Below are 16,705 nucleotides of genomic sequence, written 5' to 3'. Positions count from 1 at the left end.
TGAACCTCTCTACACTCTTATATGGCAAACCGCACCGTAACCATCAAAAGTGCACCATCGTACACTTTTGGTTACTGTTTTCTCTTACCTTGAGTTAAAGTGTAACGACCTACACTTTTATCGTGATCATGATGGCTGAAACTGGTACGAAAGAACTGGATCCCGCCTCACTGGGGCTGGCGATACGAGATAGACGCAAGGCTGCCAAGATGACCCAGGAAGTGACGGCCTCACTGTGCGGCATCTCCAAAAAGACCCTGATCAAGATTGAAAAGGGGGGGGATGTCTATTTATCGACCCTATTGCAGGTAATGAATGCACTGGGGCTGAGGCTGCAACTGGTACAGGACACGGGATCGCAGGTAGCAAGCAGCAACAGCCAACCAGAGGTCGATGATGAGTGGTTCTGAGCACCATCAGCTTGAACTTCGGCTGGGTAACCGGCTGATCGGTCATCTTGGATATGATTCCGACAGGGATGTGTTTCAGCTCGGCTATACACCAGAGTGGCAAGCGCAGGGATTTCCGCTGTCGCCGCCCCTGGCGCTGGATGGCTCAGCCAGCAGCGCCCAAATTCGGGCATATCTTGGCAACTTGCTGCCAGAAAATCGCGGGCTGGATCATCTGATTGAGGCGCTCTGCGTTTCGCGCAGTAATCTCTTTGCCCTGATCCACGGCATAGGCGGTGATGCATCCGGAGCTGTCACCTTCACCCTGCCTGCAGAGCCCGATCTCTCCACCCGGTTTCGCCCCATCACCCCGGAGGAGCTGTTGCTACGGCTAGATCAGCCCGAGATCTGGCCACTGGAGGTTTGGGATGGCCGCCCCCGTCTCTCGGTTGCGGGTGTGCAGGCCAAGCTCAACGTGCTGCGGCTCGGAGGGGCGCTGGGGCTGGGCGAGGGTGAACTCTGTTCCACCCACATCCTCAAGTTCGAACACCACCGTCATCTGGTGATCAATGAGTTTGTGACTATGCGGCTGGCAGCACTGTTGGGCATGCCAGTGGCACGGGTCGAGCTACACACCGTGGGTCAGAATGAGCATTCTCACCGAAGTTTACTGGTGGAGCGCTTTGATCGGCGCCTTGACGAGGATGGCCTGAGGGTACGCCGTCGCCATATGATCGATGCCTGCCAGGGGCTGGGGTTTCCCGTCACGCGAAAATATGAACGCAACTTCGGTGACGGTCGGGATGTGGCCCATATTCGGGAAGGGGTGAGCCTGCCACGGCTGCTGAGTCTCAGCGCCCTTTGTATCAATCCGGCGCAGGCCAGACTGAACATGCTGCAATGGCTGCTCTTCAACCTTTGCGTCAATAATCACGACGCCCACGGCAAGAATTACAGCTTCTTCGTATCAAGAGCAGGGCTGACGCCGACCCCCTGGTATGATCTGATCAATGTGGGGCTTTATCCAGAGTTCAACCAGCATCTGGCCATGGCTATCGGCGACGAGTTTGCCCCCGAGGGGGTCAACGCATGGCAGTTGCTGGATATGGCCGAAACATGTGACGTGCCCAAACGCCTGCTGCAACAGACCTTGCACAAAATGGCCAACGACATCCTCCATCATCTGGAGACCGCCATTGCCATGGTTGAGACAGACAATTCCGCCGAGCTGGATTATCTGGAACGCTACCAAGACGATGTTGAGCGCCGCTGTCGCCATTTTAAGGAACAAGCTGCGCAGCTGCCCGATCTTGGTCTGTAATCAATCCCACGTAAAAGCCCCCCTCTTGCCCAACGGTAAGAGGGGGCGCGTTAAACCGTAAACATTCTGACTCGTCAGCCCCATTTCAATAAATTGCATTCAGGTGACTAACTTTGCAGCAAGCTGAAGGATTTGCCAGCAAGAAGGACGATATTTTGCGACCGGGCGTGGTCGCTCGAGGTGGAGCGATTGAGCGCGCTGCTGGCTCGCGGTATCCTTGCGCCAACTATTAAGCCCCGGAGGCGTTATGAGCGACAACCTGCAGGAGTGGCGTGACGAGACCCACGCCATCATTGAAGAGTTGCTGGAAGATGGCAGCAACCCCGATGCCCAATACGAAATCGAGCACCACTTTGCCTGTCAGGACTTCGCCCGTCTGGAGAAGGCGGCCGTGGATCTGTTCAAAGCCGGTTACGAAGTGACGGATGCCGAAGAGATGGAGCTGGACGATGGTGCCACTATCCTTTGCTTTGATGCCGTGACCGAAGGCCCGCTGCAGGCAGACGCCATTTTGGCCGACATCGAAAAGATGCTGCCTATCGTGGCCAAGTACGGTGTGGAATACGACGGGTGGGGTACCTACTTTCAGGAGTAATCCTGAGTATATATCCCGAACAGAGAGGGCCGCGCTGCGGTCCTTTTTTATGAGTGCGGGAGTGGGTCTTGATCCAGGAAACGCTCGGCAAAATCACTCGCCGCCAGTGGTGGGCTGAACAGATAACCTTGCAGACGTTGGCAGCCGGCCTCGGTCAACCAGGCACGCTGCGCTTCGGTTTCTACCCCTTCGGCAGTGAGTTGGATGCCCAGCGCATGGGCCAGGCCAATCACCGAGCGCACGATGGCGGTGGTGGTGGCATCGTTCTCCAACTCATTGATAAAGCTGCGATCCAGCTTGAGATTGGTCACTTTCAGACGAGGCAGGTAAGAGAGCGAGCAGTAGCCGGTGCCAAAATCATCGATGGCCAGCGGGAAGCCGGCAGCCTGCAGCTGACGCAGGTTATTGTCGATCTCCTCGGCATTTTCCATCAGCACGCTTTCGGTGATCTCCAGCTCCAGGCTGTTGGTCGGCAGATTGGCCTCTTTCACGCATAGTTGCAGCTTGTGGCACAGGGCCGGGCTACGAAACTGCAGCGGTGAAAGATTGACCGATAACTGCAAGGCCGGGTGGTGTTTGCGCCATTGCGCCAGCTGCAGGCTGGCGCGTTTGGCCACCTGTAACCCCAACTGGCTGATCAGTCCCAAATGTTCGGCTAGCGGGATAAATTCATCCGGCGGGATCATGCCAAGCTCAGGGTGACGCCAGCGGCTTAACACTTCGGCACCATGCAGCGAGCCATCGGCCGCATACATGATGGGTTGATAGACCAGAAACAATTGCTGCTGACGGATGGCGGAGGGCAGCGATTGCTCGAGTTGCTTGCGCCGCTGCACGCGGGCGGCCAGCACCGGATCAAAGAAGTGGAACGGGGCGCTCTGCTCCTTGGCCCGTGCCAGTGCGGCTTCTGCGTGGCCGAGCAGGCGCTCCGCATCGTGACTGAGCCCCTCGGCAATTCCCATATGACAGTCGATCTGAATGCGGTGTCCCGCGACGGCATAGGGGGCGCTAATCAGATTGCCCAGTCGATGGCACCAGCCCATCAGTCCGTCGGGCAGGCGTGATATCGGGGCAAGCAGGCAGAAATCATCAGCCGCCAGACGGCAGAGCAGGGTGCCTGCCGGGGCACTGTCTTGCAAACGGATGGCTACTTGGCTGAGCAGCTGGTCGGCAATCCGAATTCCGAAGCGATCGTTGATCTCGCGAAAATGCTGCAGATCGACCATCAACAGGCAAGACGGCTCGGCCGGCAGACGCTGCGCCTTGTCGAGAAAGGTCGCCAGCTTCATCAATCCGGTCAGGCTGTCAAAATGGCGGGCGCGGTTGAGCTGCAACTGGGTGGATCGCAGGCCGGTGATATCGCGATAGACCAGCAGCGAGGCCGGTTCGCTTAGACCTGTGACCGACAGCCGGGTGACCTCCATCAGATGTCGCTCGCCATGGACATCAGCCAATGCCAGCTCGCCACTGTCTTCCGGCAACTGACCATAGCCGGGAACACAACCGGGTTGTTCCAGATCCGGGTGGTTGCGGGTCAGGGCGAGGAAATCGAGCAGTGCCTGATTGTATTCCAGCAGACTGCCATCAGTGCGAGCCAGACAGATGAGATCGGGGATGGCGTCAATTAGGTGGCGGAGCAGGTTCTGATGAGAGAGCAGGGCCGATTCGATGCCCTTGAAGTGGGAGATCTCTTCCGTGACGCCAAAAATACCAAGCGGCGTGCCATCGTTGGCGTAGAAGGGAACCTTGTGGGTTTTGACCCACCAGTCGCCTTGCAGATCTTCACACTTAAGTTGCTGGCTGAGCAGGGGACGCCGAGACGCCAGCAGTTCACGATCCTCGGCAACGAAGCGATCCCCCCAAGGCAGTAAGTGATCGGTTTGACCGATCAACTGACGGGGTTCCGCGACGCCAGCCTGGGCGGCGAACTGCCGGTTGCAAAACAGGTAGCGACCTTCGGGGTCGCGACAGAACAGGCTGAGCGGCAGGTTATCAAACACCTGCTGCAACCAGTCTGGAATGGTCTGTATGGCCACGGCGCTTTTGTATCGATGTTTTTGGCAATCTAAGCCACTCGCCGGACGTTGTAAAGAAAGTGCTATTCAAAACAACAGGCTGCTGACAGGTCGAGCGGACAAAGCGATAATAACTGCCGGCCGCCGGGCCATAAACACTGATGAGAATGAGACAATGAAAATGAAGTATGGAGTTGGGCTGATCGCGGTGCTGCTGGCTGGCTGTGCGAGCGATAATGGCAGCAACGAAGATTACCGTTATACCGCGCCGCAAGCGTTGGCGACCAACAACACCCAGAGCATGCAGATCCCGGTAGATCTGGTGTGGTCCCGCGCCGAGAAGTGGTTCAAGGATCACGGTCTGCAAATCGAAAACAGCCAGCGCGCTGCCGGTCTGATGACCGCCTATCTGCCGCAGGCTGCTGATGGCCTCAAGTGGCTCGATTGCGGCAGCATGGGTTCCAAGGTCGTGGCCGGGGATCCCAACGTTCAGGTTAACCTGATCATCACCCAGAGCGGTGATAACAGCGTCGCGACGGTCAACGTGAAGGGTAATACCCAGCTCTTCTACATCGAATCCTCTGGCGATCGCGTGCCGGCGCCGTCTCTCAAGCCGGTCTGTGTTTCCCGCGGCTCACTGGAAAATGGCCTGTTTGCCGCACTCGGCAACTGATAGCTATGAAAAAGCGGGGCATGGCCCCGCTTGATCTATCGCTTGCCCTGAATCAGGGTTGACTGCCGTAGTTGTGAAAGACGGCATGCCCCTCTTCACTGAGTACAAACCCGCGGCTGCGTAGCAGTGACCAGTCACCGCCCTGCCACATGGGTTTGTCCCCTTCGTTCTGACGCGGCAACAGCATGGACTCCTGCTGCGGCAGATAGACCTCGGCACTGCTGTTGTCGTTAGACACCAGTACCCAGGCACGTTTGTCATCCCCGTATGTTAATGCCGTCAACGGCACCGCTTTGTCGGCCGGACGCAGACAGTGTCCGAGTAGATGTGACCAGCGATACCCTTCGCTTTGTAGGCAGCCGTGCTGATCGCGCACCTGCGCCTCATCACTCCACCAGGGTATCAGGGCGCATCCTTGCAGCATGCCGAGCAGTGCCACCATCCCTGTTATGCGTAACATGTGTTACTCCTGCTCATCCCTTACGATGGCAATGTCACTAAAGCCCAATTCGCGGAAGTAATTTTCGCGAAACTCCTTGAGCATCTTGCGGTCACGGCGGCTGACGTTTGCCACCTGATCTTCCATGGCTTGATAGCGCACCATGTCAATGCCTTCGGCTCTGGCGATGGCATCATAAATGCTGTGATGCTTGTCGTTGGCATAGCCGATCGACTTGAGCTGCTTACGATAACGGTAGGTAATGGTGAATGCCATGATCGGTCTCTGATTTATTACTTTTGCCAAACGGCGCCCTGCTGACGGGTCAGCAGGTAGAGAGCCTCTACCTTCTCGCGGGCCCAGGGGGTACGACGTAGAAAGGTCAGGCTCGATTTGATGCTGGGGTCTTGGGTAAAACAGCGGATCGGGATATGCCGTCCCAGCTCTGGCCAGCCATAGTGCTCCACCAACTCAGTGACCATCATGGCGAGGGTGATGCCGTGCAGCGGATTGTTGGACTGGCTCATCGGCTTAGCCCTTGAGACGGGCAAACGGGGCGCCCATGCGGGTGACTACACCGGTTTGCAGATGCGGCTCAAACTGCTCGAGCATGCCCGGTCCAAACAGGCAGACGACGGTACTGCCGAGTTTGAACAGGCCCATCTCTTCACCCTTTTTCAGGGTGATGGCCTGCTCGCCCGGATAGTCCCAGCGCTTGACCTCTTTGCGACCACAGGGCGCGATGCAACCGGCCCAGCTAGTTTCAATGCTGGCAACGATGGTGGCACCAACCAGCACCATGGCCAGCGGACCATGCTCGGTGCGAAACGTGGCGACTACCCGCTCGTTACGGGCAAACAGATTGGGGACGTTTTCTGCGGTCAGCGGGTTGACCGAGAAGAGATCGCCCGGCACGAACACCATGCTCTCGAGCACGGCATCGAGCGGCATGTGGATGCGGTGATAATCCTTCGGCGCCAGATAGATGGTGGCAAAGTCGCCGCCCTTGAAGGGCTCGACCAGATCGTCATAGCCGCCGAGCAGCTCGCGGGCGCTGTAGTCATGACCCTTTGCCTGAATGATGCGACCTTGCTGGACCGGGCCCAGCTGGCTGACGGTGCCATCCACCGGCAGCGCCAGAGTCATGGCATCCTCAACCACCGGACGCAGACCATCCTTGAGCGGACGGGTAAAGAACTCGTTGAAGCTCTTGTAGTGCGCTGGATCTTCATGCAGCGCCTCGCTCATATTGACCTGATAGCGCGTGATAAAGGCGCTGATGATGCGGGTGGTCAACGTGCCGGCTTCGGCCGCAGCCAGTTTACCGACGAGGCGGGAGATCAGGTGCTTGGGCAGGCAGTATTGGCCGGCGATTTTGAGAGTGTCAGTGATGTTCATGATGCTCTTGATGATTCAGTAAAGTCAGATTCGGGCCTGTTGGCGGCCATGACGGGTTTCCTGCATCGATTCCAGGATCCGGTGATAGTTGGCAAAACGCTCGCGTTTGATAGCGCCGTGCTCGACGGCCTCACGCAATACGCAGCCCGGGTCATCCTTGTGCTTGCAGTCGCGGAACTTGCAACCACCGAGGTAGTCGCGAAACTCCACGAAACACCAGGTCACCCGCTCCGGCTCAAGATGCCAGAGGGCAAATTCACGAATGCCCGGCGAGTCGATCAGATCGCCGCCACTCGGGAAGTGGTAGAGGCGCGCTGTGGTGGTGGTGTGCTGGCCGAGCCCCGAGTTTTCGGAGATCTCGCCGGTGAGCACATCCAGCCCCGGCAGCAGGGCGTTGGTCATCGACGACTTGCCAACCCCGGACTGGCCGACAAAGATGCTGACCTTGTCGGCGAGCACGGCCTTGAGCTCTTCGATGCCTTCGCCGCTTTGGCTGCTGACCAGCAGCACCGGATAACCGAGTTGGCGGTAGGTGTCGAGCTGGAGATCAAGTGCGCTGCGCGCAGCGGTGTCGAGCATGTCCACCTTGTTGAGCACAATCAGCGGCGGGATCTCGACATCCTCGGCGGCCACCAGATAGCGGTCGACGATATTGGTCGAGAACTCCGGCATCACGGCCGAGACGATGATGATCTGATCGATGTTGGCCGCAACCGGTTTGACCCCGTCATAGAAGTCGGGGCGGGTCAGAACCGAATGACGCGGTTCGACCGCTTCGATCACGCCCGGGACGGTGTCATTGCTGCCAGGGCGCCAGATGACCCGATCGCCACAGACCACGCTGCCGAGGGTGCGGCGCAGGTTGCAGCGGCTGATGCTGCCATCCGGCGCTTCCACGTCAGCGTGCTGGCCGAAACGACTGATCACCACACCGGCCTGCGGAGCGCCCAGCAGGGAGTCATCCACCGCAGCGTGCTTGCCCTTGCCGAGATCCTGCAAACGCCGGTCACGGTTGGCTTGCACCCGCCGTTGTTGTCCCAGATTGAGTTTCGCTTTCTTTGCCACGCGATTCGCCGTTTTGCTGCCAAATACAAAGCCAGTATGATACATGCAAATTCACAAAATACCGCCAAGAGTAAGCAAGATGAGTGTGTCCGAGCAGAATCTGGTGTGGATCGACATGGAAATGACCGGTCTCGATCCTGATGAGAACGTGGTGCTGGAGATCGCCTCCATTGTCACCGACAAGGATCTCAATGTGCTGGCCGAAGGGCCGGTGATCGCCATCCATCAGAGTGAGGCCGAGCTGGCCAAGATGGATGACTGGAACCAGAAAACCCACGGGGAGTCCGGCCTGATTGAGCGGGTGCGAGCAAGCCAGCATGACCATGCTGCTGCTGTTGCCGAGACGCTGGCCTTTTTGCGCCAGTGGGTGCCCGAGCGTACCAGCCCCATGTGCGGCAACAGCATTGGTCAGGATCGCCGTTTCATGGTGCGCCACATGCCAGAGCTGGAAGCCTTCTTCCACTATCGCAACGTCGATGTCAGCACCATCAAGGAGCTGGTTCGTCGCTGGAAACCCGAACTGCTGGCCCAGTTCAAGAAGCAGGGTACCCACCAGGCGCTGGACGATATCCGCGAATCGGTGGCTGAGCTGCGCTTCTATCGTGAGCACGTTTTCACCATTTAATGCCATGTGGGGCCGCTAACGGCGAAAGGCGCGCCATTTCGGCGAGCTTTTAGGCAGTTGCGCTGGGCGTGCCGAAAAAGCCCTTGCAATTGAAGTGCCCCACCGTATAATTCGGCTCCCGTGCAGTAGCGCAAGCTGCTGTGCGTTGCGGGAATAGCTCAGTTGGTAGAGCACGACCTTGCCAAGGTCGGGGTCGCGAGTTCGAGTCTCGTTTCCCGCTCCAAATTGCATGATGATCGCCCGATGCGGGAATAGCTCAGTTGGTAGAGCACGACCTTGCCAAGGTCGGGGTCGCGAGTTCGAGTCTCGTTTCCCGCTCCAATCATCACGCAATGACAATTTGTTGCGGGAATAGCTCAGTTGGTAGAGCACGACCTTGCCAAGGTCGGGGTCGCGAGTTCGAGTCTCGTTTCCCGCTCCAAACATCGCACGATGACATTCCGTTGCGGGAATAGCTCAGTTGGTAGAGCACGACCTTGCCAAGGTCGGGGTCGCGAGTTCGAGTCTCGTTTCCCGCTCCAAAACATCGCGCGATAACAATCTGTTGCGGGAATAGCTCAGTTGGTAGAGCACGACCTTGCCAAGGTCGGGGTCGCGAGTTCGAGTCTCGTTTCCCGCTCCAAAGATTGCACCATGACACTCCGTTGCGGGAATAGCTCAGTTGGTAGAGCACGACCTTGCCAAGGTCGGGGTCGCGAGTTCGAGTCTCGTTTCCCGCTCCAAAATCTCCTCTCAGATTCTTTCTCCTGTATTTATCAACGCAGAAACTGTTCCAGTTTTTCGTGCGCTGTCGTTTATTTAACCTCCGATTGACCTGACGCAACCATCGCTTGCCTGTGACTTTGGCCAAAGCGCTTCGGTTTTTATACTGAAACAGGTCAATGACGGGAGGATCCCACCATGCGTTTCCAACAAATCAAGGACTTGCTACGTTACCTGGAACAAGTGCACCAGATGTTGTCCCGTCTCTATGGCCGCCTGGAGCGTGAAGCCGATGCCGAGCGCAGCCGCCTGCTGTTGGCTTATCTGCGTGGTCGTGAAGATGCGGCTATGGGTCATCTGGCCGATTATGAGCAGCAGGTGGGTAGTGCAGTGGCTGACACCTGGCTGGAGCTCGGTTTTGCTGAAGATCTGATAGCCGGCATCAACCGCTGTGAGCTCTCCTCCGCGATGACCACCGATGAGATCGTTGCGACGGCCACGGCGTTTGAAGAGAAGCTGGTCAGCGAGCTATCACGGCTGGCTCGCGAGTGCCCGACTGACAACACTACCCGGGTGCTCGATGCACTAGCCACGCTCGAGCAGCAGCGCCTGACACGGTTAGTCCACGGCGCCCATCGACTCGATGATGTGTAAGTGTGGGTACAGATAAAGCGGGGAGGCCAAGGCCTCCCCTGATTGTGATTGGGATTAGGCTGACAACCGCGTGGTCAACGCTTCGAAAATAGCGACCAGCCGGCTGTCCTCCATCTGCAGCAGGCTGTCCCCGACATAGATTTCGCAGTAGCTGTGCCCCGGCCACATGCCGGGATTAAAGCCGCCACAGAGCCAGATCCCGTCTTCACGGGCCAGCTCGTCGCGGATCTGGTTGGCCCGTTCGGCCTCCACCGGCAGGTGAAGGTGGAACATGTTGACCTGTGGCTCGGCCGGGTTAAACGTCAGCTGCGGGAAACGGGGTTTGAGCAGGGCGTAGATGGCGCGGGTGCGGGCCAGCAAGGTCGGCATCAGCGCCAGTCGCCCGGAAAACTGCATCGCTGCCGAGACCACAAACGGTGAGCGGCGATAGACATTGCCCCCCTCGCGCTTGACCTGCAAACGGGCCCGCTCGATAAACGTGCGCGAGCCGAGCAGCATGGCACCGCCGAGCGCGCCAATTCCTTTGTAAAACGACACATAGACGCTGTCGAACAAGGCAGCGATCTCGGCCAGCGGTTTGTCATAGCCCGCGGCGGCTTCCCACAATCTGGCTCCATCCATATGAAAATGGACGCCTTGTGCACGGCACCATTGGCTGATGGCTTGCAGCTCATCCCACTTGGGCAGCTGTCCACCGATCTCCCGCATCGGTAGCTCATAGAGCGCGGCTTGCAGGGGCTCGGGCCACGCCGCCAAATCGGTCACCTGCCAGGGGCGGTAGGCACTGCCGGTCGGGAGTGCCACAAACCAGCGGTTGAGCTGAAAGTTCTGCCCCTCATGCTTGAGAATGTGGCAGCTCGGATGCATGGCCACTCTGGGCGTTGCCGCTCCTTCGCAAGCCAGTCGCAGCGCAATGGATTGTGTCAGGGTGCCAGTCATCACAAACAGGGCGGCCTCTTTGCCCAGCAAGTCGGCAATCTCCTGTTCAAAACGCTCGATAAGTTCACCTTTGCCGTAGGTGTCGTGAGCCACGTCATGCTCGCGGCTCCAGGCCGCCATGGCGGCAAACTCCTCGGTGGCACTCAGGGCGCGGTGGCCCGGAACAACGGTGTGGCATTGCAGGCGCAGATCGCCGGACATGAGGGACTCCTTGTCCTTAAGGTGGGGCAAAACAAGGAGACTAGAGGAGGGGCGTCGTGAGTGCAACGCCCCTGCGAGGCTTGGATTATTGCGCTTCTCTGGCCGCGGCAAACAGCGCCGCACCGATGATCCCGGCCTGGTTGAGGCTGGCAGCTGCCACCAGTGGTGCGCGGGTTTCAATCTTGTCGATGAACTTGTCGAGCTTGGCCGCGCTACCGCCCCCCAGAATGAAGAGATCGGGCGAGAACAAGAACTCCAGACGCGCCAGATACTGGTTGAAGCGCTTGCCCCATTTACCCCAGCTCAGCTCTTCCCGTTTGCGGGCCGCATCCGAGCAGTAGCGCTCGGCGATCATCCCCTCGAGGATCAGGTGGCCCAGCTCGGTGTTGGGCAGCAGGTGGCCGTTAACGAACAGCGCGGTGCCGATACCGGTGCCCACCGTGATCAGAATAATGACACCATCGCGCCCTTTGCCTTCACCAAAACGCATCTCGGCCATACCGGCGGCATCGGCATCGTTGAGCACATAGCAGGGCAGGCCGGTCACTTCACGAAACAGCCACTCGGCATCAGTCTCAATCCAGCTGGTATCGATGTTGGAGGCATTTTTGGCCACGCCGTGATGGATGGTGGCGGGAAAACCGCAGCCGACCGGTCCTTTCCAGTCAAAGTGTTCGACCAGCGCCTTGAGGGTATGCGCAACGGCGGCCGGAGTAGCCGGCAGCGGTGTTGGAATGCGGTGGCGTTCGCCAATCAATTCGCCCGTTTCGGTATCGACCAGACATCCCTTGATACCTGAACCACCGATATCGACACCCAAAATCTGCATGACTGACTCCTTGAACGACACCGCCTGTTGGCGGCACAGAATGGTAAACGATTGCGCGAAGTGCAAGCCCCACTATGGTCAGGCGTGATCCGGCAAGCCTTTTTCAATGCAGCGGATAAGCCGCAATGTTTTTTTGTTCTCTTGCTCCATACGACTCTGTAACTCACCCAGTGCCCATTCGATATGCTCGGCCACCAGAGTGGATGCCGCTAGCAGGGCGCTCTGCAGCGCCGCTATCACCTCGGCATCGGCGGGTCCATTACCAAGCGCCACAGCCAGATTACGCCGCCAGCGCTGATAGCCAATGCGGCGGATTGGGCTGCCTTCAGTGTGGCGCAGAAATTCGGTTTCGCTCCACTGCCATAAGGTCAGGAGCGCTGGCCGGTGCAAGCTGGTGCGCGGTGCGAAGTCAGGCTCAGTCGAGCTGCTGGCATAGCGATTCCACGGGCAGATCAGCTGGCAATCATCGCAGCCATAGATGCGGTTGCCCAGCTTGCGGCGCAGCTCGAGCGGAATCGGATCCTCACTTTCGATAGTGAGGTAGGAGATGCAGCGGCGGGCATCCACCACATAAGGTTCGACGATGGCGCCGGTCGGGCAGATGCTGATACAGGCCGTGCACTTGCCGCACTGCTCGTTGGTGATCGGTTTATCGAGGGGCAGCGGCAGATCGATCAGCAGCTCGCCCAAAAAGAAGAACGAACCGGCCTGCTCGTTGAGCAGCAAGGTGTGTTTGCCCACCCAGCCGAGCCCGGCCTTGGCTGCCAGTGGGCGCTCGAGAATGGGCGCCGAGTCAACAAAGGGGCGATAGCCATAAGCCCCGACGGCTTGTTCGATGCGCTCGCCAAGCTGTTTTAAACGGTTACGCAGCACCTTGTGATAGTCGCGCCCCAGTGCATAACGGCTGATATAGCCCAGGCGCGGATCGCGCAGCACCGCAGCAAAGCCCGCTTCAAAAGGCAGGTAGTTCATGCGCACCGAGATGACCCGCAGGGTTCCCGGCTGCAATTCGTGAGCTCTGGCGCGCAGCATGCCATAGCGCGCCATGTACTCCATGTTGCCGTGATAGCCCGCATCGAGCCAGGCCTGCAGCTTGGGCTCCTCGGCACGGAGATCGGTGTCGGTGATGCCGGCCTGGTCAAAACCTAGCTCACGTGCCCATAGCTTGATATCGTGGGCTAGCCTGTGCAAATCGCACGATACAGCGGATGAGTCGGGGGCCGTCATGGGTGAGGTCATCGGGGTTGGCAAGGAAAGAGTAACAAGTTTACCACATAGCCTCTGGCGCACCGAACAGGTCAGAGCGGCCGAACGCGAACTGGCTGCGGCCGCTGGCATCACGCTGCACGATTTGATGGAGCGGGCAGGGCATGCGCTGCTGACTCATATCGACCGGCACTGGCCGGCGGCGCGACGGATCCTTATCTGCTGCGGCCCCGGCAATAATGGCGGTGATGGTTACGTGCTCGCCCGTTTGCTGCGAGCGCGTGGTGCAGTGCCCTGCGTGATGGCCACTCGGGCGCCGGAGCAGCTGACAGGTGATGCGGCCCGCGCTGCCAGTGACTGGCTCAGAGCCGGTGGCAGCGTGCATCAGCCCGATGGCGCTCTCGGTCAGCCGGATTTGATTGTCGATGCACTGCTTGGCACTGGTCTGGGCGACGCGCCCAGTGGCGCAGTGGCCGCCTTGATTGAACGCATTAACCAGTGGCGGCGCGATGGCAGCGCCGTGCTGGCGGTGGATCTTCCCTCCGGCTTACAGGCCGATAGCGGGGCCGCTCCCGGCGTTGCCGTCACGGCCGATGCCACGCTGACATTCGTCGGTCTCAAACAGGGGCAGCTTACCGGTGCTGCGCCCGATCAGGTCGGCCTGCTTGAACTGGCGCCGCTGGGTATCGACATCGAACGCTGGGGTACGCCGGCGGCGCTTCGCATCGACTATCCGATGCTTGCCCATCAGTTGCCGCTTCGCCACCGCACGGCCCACAAGGGCGAGCATGGCCGGGTTGCGCTGGTGGGGGGCAATCTCGGCATGCAGGGGGCGATTGTATTGGCGGCGCGAGCGGCCCTGCGCACTGGTGCCGGGCTGGTGCGGGTCTATCAACATCCGCAGTTGCCGCCGCCGAGTCTCAGTCAACCCGAGTTGATGCAGGGCGATCCGGCCAGCTTGAATGAACCATGGCCATCGGTGTTGGCGCTGGGGCCAGGGCTTGGCCAAGACGAGTGGGCGCGGCGTTGTTTTGCCGCCGCGCTGTGTCATCCGGTGTCGCTGGTCGTGGATGCTGACGGACTCAATTTGCTGGCGCAGGCTCCCTCCCATCGGGATAATTGGGTGCTCACGCCCCATCCCGGTGAAGCCGCGCGTCTGCTGGGGTGCAGCGTTGCCGAGATTGAGGCCGATCGCTTTGCCGCCGTGATGCAGTTGCAGCAGCGCTATGGCGGTGTGGTCCTGCTTAAAGGGGCGGGAACGCTGGTCTGCGATGGCCGGCAAGTCTGGCTATCGACCGAAGGAAATCCCGGTATGGCCAGTGGCGGTATGGGAGACCTGTTATCTGGTATAATCGCCGCCCTGCTGGCACAAGGGCTGGCTGCGGCGCAGGCGGTGCCTCTGGCTGTCGTGCTGCACGGTGAGGCTGGCGACCTGGCTGCCCAAGAGGGCGAGCGCGGTCTGCTGGCTTCCGATCTGCTGCCCTGGTTGCGCCGGTTGGCCAATCCGCAATAAAACAGTGAACGATTGAGAACATGACAAAACAGTTATTGGTGGCGCTGCCTGACGAAGCGGCAACCGTGGCGTTAGGTGGCCGTCTGGCCGCTGCGCTGACTCAGGCGACCGTGGTATTTCTGCACGGCGATCTGGGGGCGGGCAAGACCACGCTGACCCGCGGTTGGGTACAGGGCTTGGGACATCAGGGTAAGGTCAAGAGCCCGACTTACACTCTGGTTGAGCCCTATGAACTGTCCGACTGGCAGGTGTACCACTTCGACCTCTATCGTCTGGCTGACCCCGAAGAGCTGGAGTTCATGGGCATTCGCGATTACTTCGCCGCCCGGACCCTGTGCCTGGTGGAGTGGCCGGAGAAAGGAGAAGGCTGGCTGCCGGAGCCCGATCTCGAGATTACCCTGCGCTATGTGGGAGAGCAGCGTGAAGCCGATTTGGTTGCCCGCTCTGCCATTGGTGAATCCCTGCTACAACGGATTTGATACGTGCGTTTTCCTGTTGCTTTTCTGCTTTGCCTGCTGACCCTGCCCGCCTGGGCCAATCAGCTCAAGAGTGTCCGGATCTGGCCCTCTCCTGACAGCACCCGGGTGGTGCTGGATATGGCCAGTGCTCCTGATTTTAACGTAACAACCATGACCGGCCCGGATCGGCTGGTGATCGATATCAAGAGCACCAGCAATCGCGCCGATCTCGCCCATATCGAGAACAAGAGCAAGCTGGTGCGCAAGCTCAGAGAGAGTGCGGCGCTCGATAAAGGGGCACTGCGGTTGGTGATGGATTTGAATGCCTCCATCAAGCCGATCGTCTTCCCGCTCGCACCGGCTGGCCCCTATGGCCATCGTCTGGTGATTGATCTCCCCTACGAAGACAAGGGCAGCCAGGTGGCGGCCAAACCCGTCAGCAGTGGCAGCATGCCCGATATCGTGGTGGCGGTAGATCCTGGCCACGGCGGTGATGACCCCGGTGCTATCGGGCAAAACGGGCACTATGAGAAAAGGGTGACGCTGGGAATTGCCCAGAAACTGTCGGCCATGATCGATAAAGAGCCGGGAATGCGCTCGGTGATGACCCGCACCGGCGATTACTTCGTCGATCTCAATCGCCGCTCCGAGCTCGCTCGCCGCTCCAAGGCTGAACTGCTGATCTCGATTCACGCCGATAGCGTGGGGCATGGCTCTCCGCGCGGAGCCTCGGTGTGGGTGCTCTCGACCAAGCGGGCCAATAACGAGATGGGCCGCTGGCTGGAGCAGCACGAGAAACAGTCGGATCTGTTGGGCGGTGTGGGCAAGGTGATCTCCGAGACCGACTCCAACCCCTATCTGACCCGCACCTTCCTCGATCTTTCGATGGATAAGTCTCGCGCGGAAGGTTACGAGGTGAGTCGGCAAGTGCTGCGCCAGCTGCGTCAGGTCGCCATTTTGCACAAGAAGACGCCGCAGCATGCCAGTCTGGCGGTGCTCAAGTCGCCCGATATTCCATCCCTGCTGGTGGAAACCGGCTTTATCTCCAATGTCCAGGAGGAGCGTCTGCTCACCTCTTCGGACTATCAGGAGAAGATTGCTCGCGCCATATTCCTCGGTATCCGCGCCTATTTTCATCAGCACCCCACCAAGGGGCCGCAACTGGCCCGGCGCAATGGCGGTGGCTCGGCCGCAGCCAGTGTGAGTTCATCGACGGCGCCGGCCTCAAGTCAGAACGTGGTTGCCAGCCGTAGCCGTAGTGGCTCGGGCGCCGGAGTGATTCGCCCCTACAGCGAGGTGATGCACAGCACCAGCACGGTCAGCCGGGCCAGCAGTGATAATGATGGCGGCTCTGCCATGGCCACCACTCGTCATGTGGTCAAGCGTGGCGAGAGCCTCTCCAAGCTGGCTGAGCGTTACGGCGTGAGTCAAAACACGCTGGTGCAGCTTAATAACCTGCGTTCGCGTGAAATCCAGGTCGGTCAGGTGATTAAAGTCCCGGCTGGCAGTGACCAGGAGGTCGTGGTCAGCAAAGCGCCGGTCCGCCATCAGGTCAAACGGGGCGAAAGTCTCTCCAAGCTGGCCGAACGCTATGGCGTCAGTCAGGCACGGCTGGCCGATTATAACAATCTGCGCTCACGCGAGATCCAGATTGGCCAGGTGCTGAAAATTCCGCAGGAGTAA

18 protein-coding genes and 6 tRNA genes are annotated in these 16,705 nt (G+C 59.3%); 15 read left to right on the top strand and 9 right to left on the bottom strand.

Annotation, left to right across the window (positions count from 1 at the left end):
- Positions 1 to 128: 128 nt before the first annotated feature.
- The 3 genes from BW958_RS17715 to rraB all read left to right on the top strand — a co-directional run bounded on the left by BW958_RS17715 (position 129) and on the right by rraB (position 2,305).
- Positions 129 to 410 carry a helix-turn-helix domain-containing protein gene (locus tag BW958_RS17715; RefSeq protein ID WP_076577227.1) on the top strand — a complete coding sequence of 94 codons (282 nt, stop codon included), beginning with the start codon at positions 129 to 131 and terminating at the stop codon, positions 408 to 410.
- On the top strand, positions 394 to 1,710 hold the full coding sequence (locus tag BW958_RS17710; protein WP_083687393.1) for a HipA domain-containing protein: 1,317 nt from the start codon (positions 394 to 396) through the stop codon (positions 1,708 to 1,710). The genes BW958_RS17715 and BW958_RS17710 overlap by 17 nt, the downstream gene beginning before the upstream one ends.
- 247 nt (positions 1,711 to 1,957) lie before the next feature.
- Entirely contained in the window at positions 1,958 to 2,305 is a 348-nt protein-coding gene (rraB, locus tag BW958_RS17705) for a ribonuclease E inhibitor RraB (RefSeq protein WP_179078878.1), read from the top strand.
- A 47-nt stretch (positions 2,306 to 2,352) separates the two neighbouring features.
- Here the strand turns inward: rraB and BW958_RS17700 are convergent, their stop codons facing one another.
- Complete coding sequence (locus BW958_RS17700) at positions 2,353 to 4,341, bottom strand: sensor domain-containing protein (protein ID WP_076577225.1); 1,989 nt, start codon at positions 4,339 to 4,341, stop codon at positions 2,353 to 2,355.
- A gap of 154 nt (positions 4,342 to 4,495) precedes the next feature.
- Between BW958_RS17700 and BW958_RS17695 the strand changes: the two genes are divergently transcribed.
- Positions 4,496 to 4,993, top strand: coding sequence for a hypothetical protein (locus tag BW958_RS17695; protein ID WP_076577224.1), 498 nt, complete (start codon positions 4,496 to 4,498; stop codon positions 4,991 to 4,993).
- A 52-nt stretch (positions 4,994 to 5,045) separates the two neighbouring features.
- On the opposite strand, the gene BW958_RS17690 is transcribed toward BW958_RS17695, so the two are convergent.
- The 5 genes from BW958_RS17690 to rsgA are packed head-to-tail and all read right to left on the bottom strand — an operon-like array spanning position 5,046 to position 7,895.
- On the bottom strand, positions 5,046 to 5,453 hold the full coding sequence (locus BW958_RS17690) for a hypothetical protein (RefSeq protein ID WP_143233137.1): 408 nt from the start codon (positions 5,451 to 5,453) through the stop codon (positions 5,046 to 5,048).
- Positions 5,454 to 5,456: 3 nt separating this feature from the next.
- Complete coding sequence (locus BW958_RS17685; RefSeq protein ID WP_076577222.1) at positions 5,457 to 5,708, bottom strand: DUF2960 family protein; 252 nt, start codon at positions 5,706 to 5,708, stop codon at positions 5,457 to 5,459.
- A 17-nt stretch (positions 5,709 to 5,725) separates the two neighbouring features.
- The gene (locus tag BW958_RS17680; RefSeq protein WP_076577221.1) at positions 5,726 to 5,959 is read right to left on the bottom strand and encodes a VF530 family protein; all 234 of its coding nucleotides are present in this window, start codon (positions 5,957 to 5,959) and stop codon (positions 5,726 to 5,728) included.
- Between the two features lie 4 nt (positions 5,960 to 5,963).
- Entirely contained in the window at positions 5,964 to 6,830 is an 867-nt protein-coding gene (asd, locus tag BW958_RS17675) for an archaetidylserine decarboxylase (protein ID WP_076577220.1), read from the bottom strand.
- Between the two features lie 24 nt (positions 6,831 to 6,854).
- Entirely contained in the window at positions 6,855 to 7,895 is a 1,041-nt protein-coding gene (rsgA, locus tag BW958_RS17670) for a small ribosomal subunit biogenesis GTPase RsgA (RefSeq protein WP_076577259.1), read from the bottom strand.
- Between the two features lie 79 nt (positions 7,896 to 7,974).
- Here rsgA and orn point away from each other — a divergent pair, with 79 nt between their 5' ends.
- The 8 genes from orn (at position 7,975) to BW958_RS17630 (ending at position 9,876) form a co-directional block, all read left to right on the top strand.
- Complete coding sequence (gene orn / locus BW958_RS17665) at positions 7,975 to 8,520, top strand: oligoribonuclease (RefSeq protein WP_076577219.1); 546 nt, start codon at positions 7,975 to 7,977, stop codon at positions 8,518 to 8,520.
- Between the two features lie 147 nt (positions 8,521 to 8,667).
- Positions 8,668 to 8,743: transfer RNA gene (locus BW958_RS17660), tRNA-Gly, on the top strand.
- A 22-nt stretch (positions 8,744 to 8,765) separates the two neighbouring features.
- Positions 8,766 to 8,841: transfer RNA gene (locus BW958_RS17655), tRNA-Gly, on the top strand.
- Positions 8,842 to 8,865: 24 nt separating this feature from the next.
- Positions 8,866 to 8,941 (top strand) — tRNA-Gly (locus tag BW958_RS17650).
- 24 nt (positions 8,942 to 8,965) lie between these two features.
- A tRNA-Gly gene (locus BW958_RS17645) sits at positions 8,966 to 9,041 on the top strand.
- Between the two features lie 25 nt (positions 9,042 to 9,066).
- Positions 9,067 to 9,142: transfer RNA gene (locus tag BW958_RS17640), tRNA-Gly, on the top strand.
- A 24-nt stretch (positions 9,143 to 9,166) separates the two neighbouring features.
- Positions 9,167 to 9,242 (top strand) — tRNA-Gly (locus BW958_RS17635).
- A gap of 178 nt (positions 9,243 to 9,420) precedes the next feature.
- Positions 9,421 to 9,876 carry a hypothetical protein gene (locus BW958_RS17630; RefSeq protein ID WP_076577218.1) on the top strand — a complete coding sequence of 152 codons (456 nt, stop codon included), beginning with the start codon at positions 9,421 to 9,423 and terminating at the stop codon, positions 9,874 to 9,876.
- 54 nt (positions 9,877 to 9,930) lie between these two features.
- Here BW958_RS17630 and BW958_RS17625 read toward each other — a convergent pair whose 3' ends face one another.
- The 3 genes from BW958_RS17625 to queG all read right to left on the bottom strand — a co-directional run bounded on the left by BW958_RS17625 (position 9,931) and on the right by queG (position 13,072).
- Positions 9,931 to 11,016 (bottom strand): threonine aldolase family protein, encoded by a 1,086-nt coding sequence (locus BW958_RS17625; protein WP_076577217.1) that lies wholly within the window; start codon positions 11,014 to 11,016, stop codon positions 9,931 to 9,933.
- Between the two features lie 85 nt (positions 11,017 to 11,101).
- Complete coding sequence (gene ppgK / locus BW958_RS17620; RefSeq protein WP_076577216.1) at positions 11,102 to 11,845, bottom strand: polyphosphate--glucose phosphotransferase; 744 nt, start codon at positions 11,843 to 11,845, stop codon at positions 11,102 to 11,104.
- A gap of 78 nt (positions 11,846 to 11,923) precedes the next feature.
- Positions 11,924 to 13,072: a tRNA epoxyqueuosine(34) reductase QueG gene (gene queG / locus BW958_RS17615; RefSeq protein WP_076577215.1), complete on the bottom strand. Its 1,149-nt coding sequence runs from the start codon at positions 13,070 to 13,072 to the stop codon at positions 11,924 to 11,926.
- On the opposite strand from queG, the gene BW958_RS17610 reads away from it, so the two are divergent.
- The 3 genes from BW958_RS17610 to BW958_RS17600 are packed head-to-tail and all read left to right on the top strand — an operon-like array spanning position 13,071 to position 16,705.
- Positions 13,071 to 14,564, top strand: coding sequence for a bifunctional ADP-dependent NAD(P)H-hydrate dehydratase/NAD(P)H-hydrate epimerase (locus BW958_RS17610; RefSeq protein ID WP_076577214.1), 1,494 nt, complete (start codon positions 13,071 to 13,073; stop codon positions 14,562 to 14,564). The genes queG and BW958_RS17610 overlap by 2 nt on opposite strands.
- Positions 14,565 to 14,584: 20 nt before the next feature.
- Entirely contained in the window at positions 14,585 to 15,043 is a 459-nt protein-coding gene (tsaE, locus tag BW958_RS17605; RefSeq protein ID WP_076577213.1) for a tRNA (adenosine(37)-N6)-threonylcarbamoyltransferase complex ATPase subunit type 1 TsaE, read from the top strand.
- A gap of 3 nt (positions 15,044 to 15,046) precedes the next feature.
- Positions 15,047 to 16,705: an N-acetylmuramoyl-L-alanine amidase gene (locus BW958_RS17600; RefSeq protein WP_256702066.1), complete on the top strand. Its 1,659-nt coding sequence runs from the start codon at positions 15,047 to 15,049 to the stop codon at positions 16,703 to 16,705.

This window comes from Aeromonas sp. RU39B, from assembly GCF_900156095.1.
Classification (GTDB): domain Bacteria; phylum Pseudomonadota; class Gammaproteobacteria; order Enterobacterales; family Aeromonadaceae; genus Aeromonas.
The sequence above is the reverse complement of the archived record's forward strand: the minus strand, read 5'-3'. Positions and strand labels throughout refer to the sequence as shown.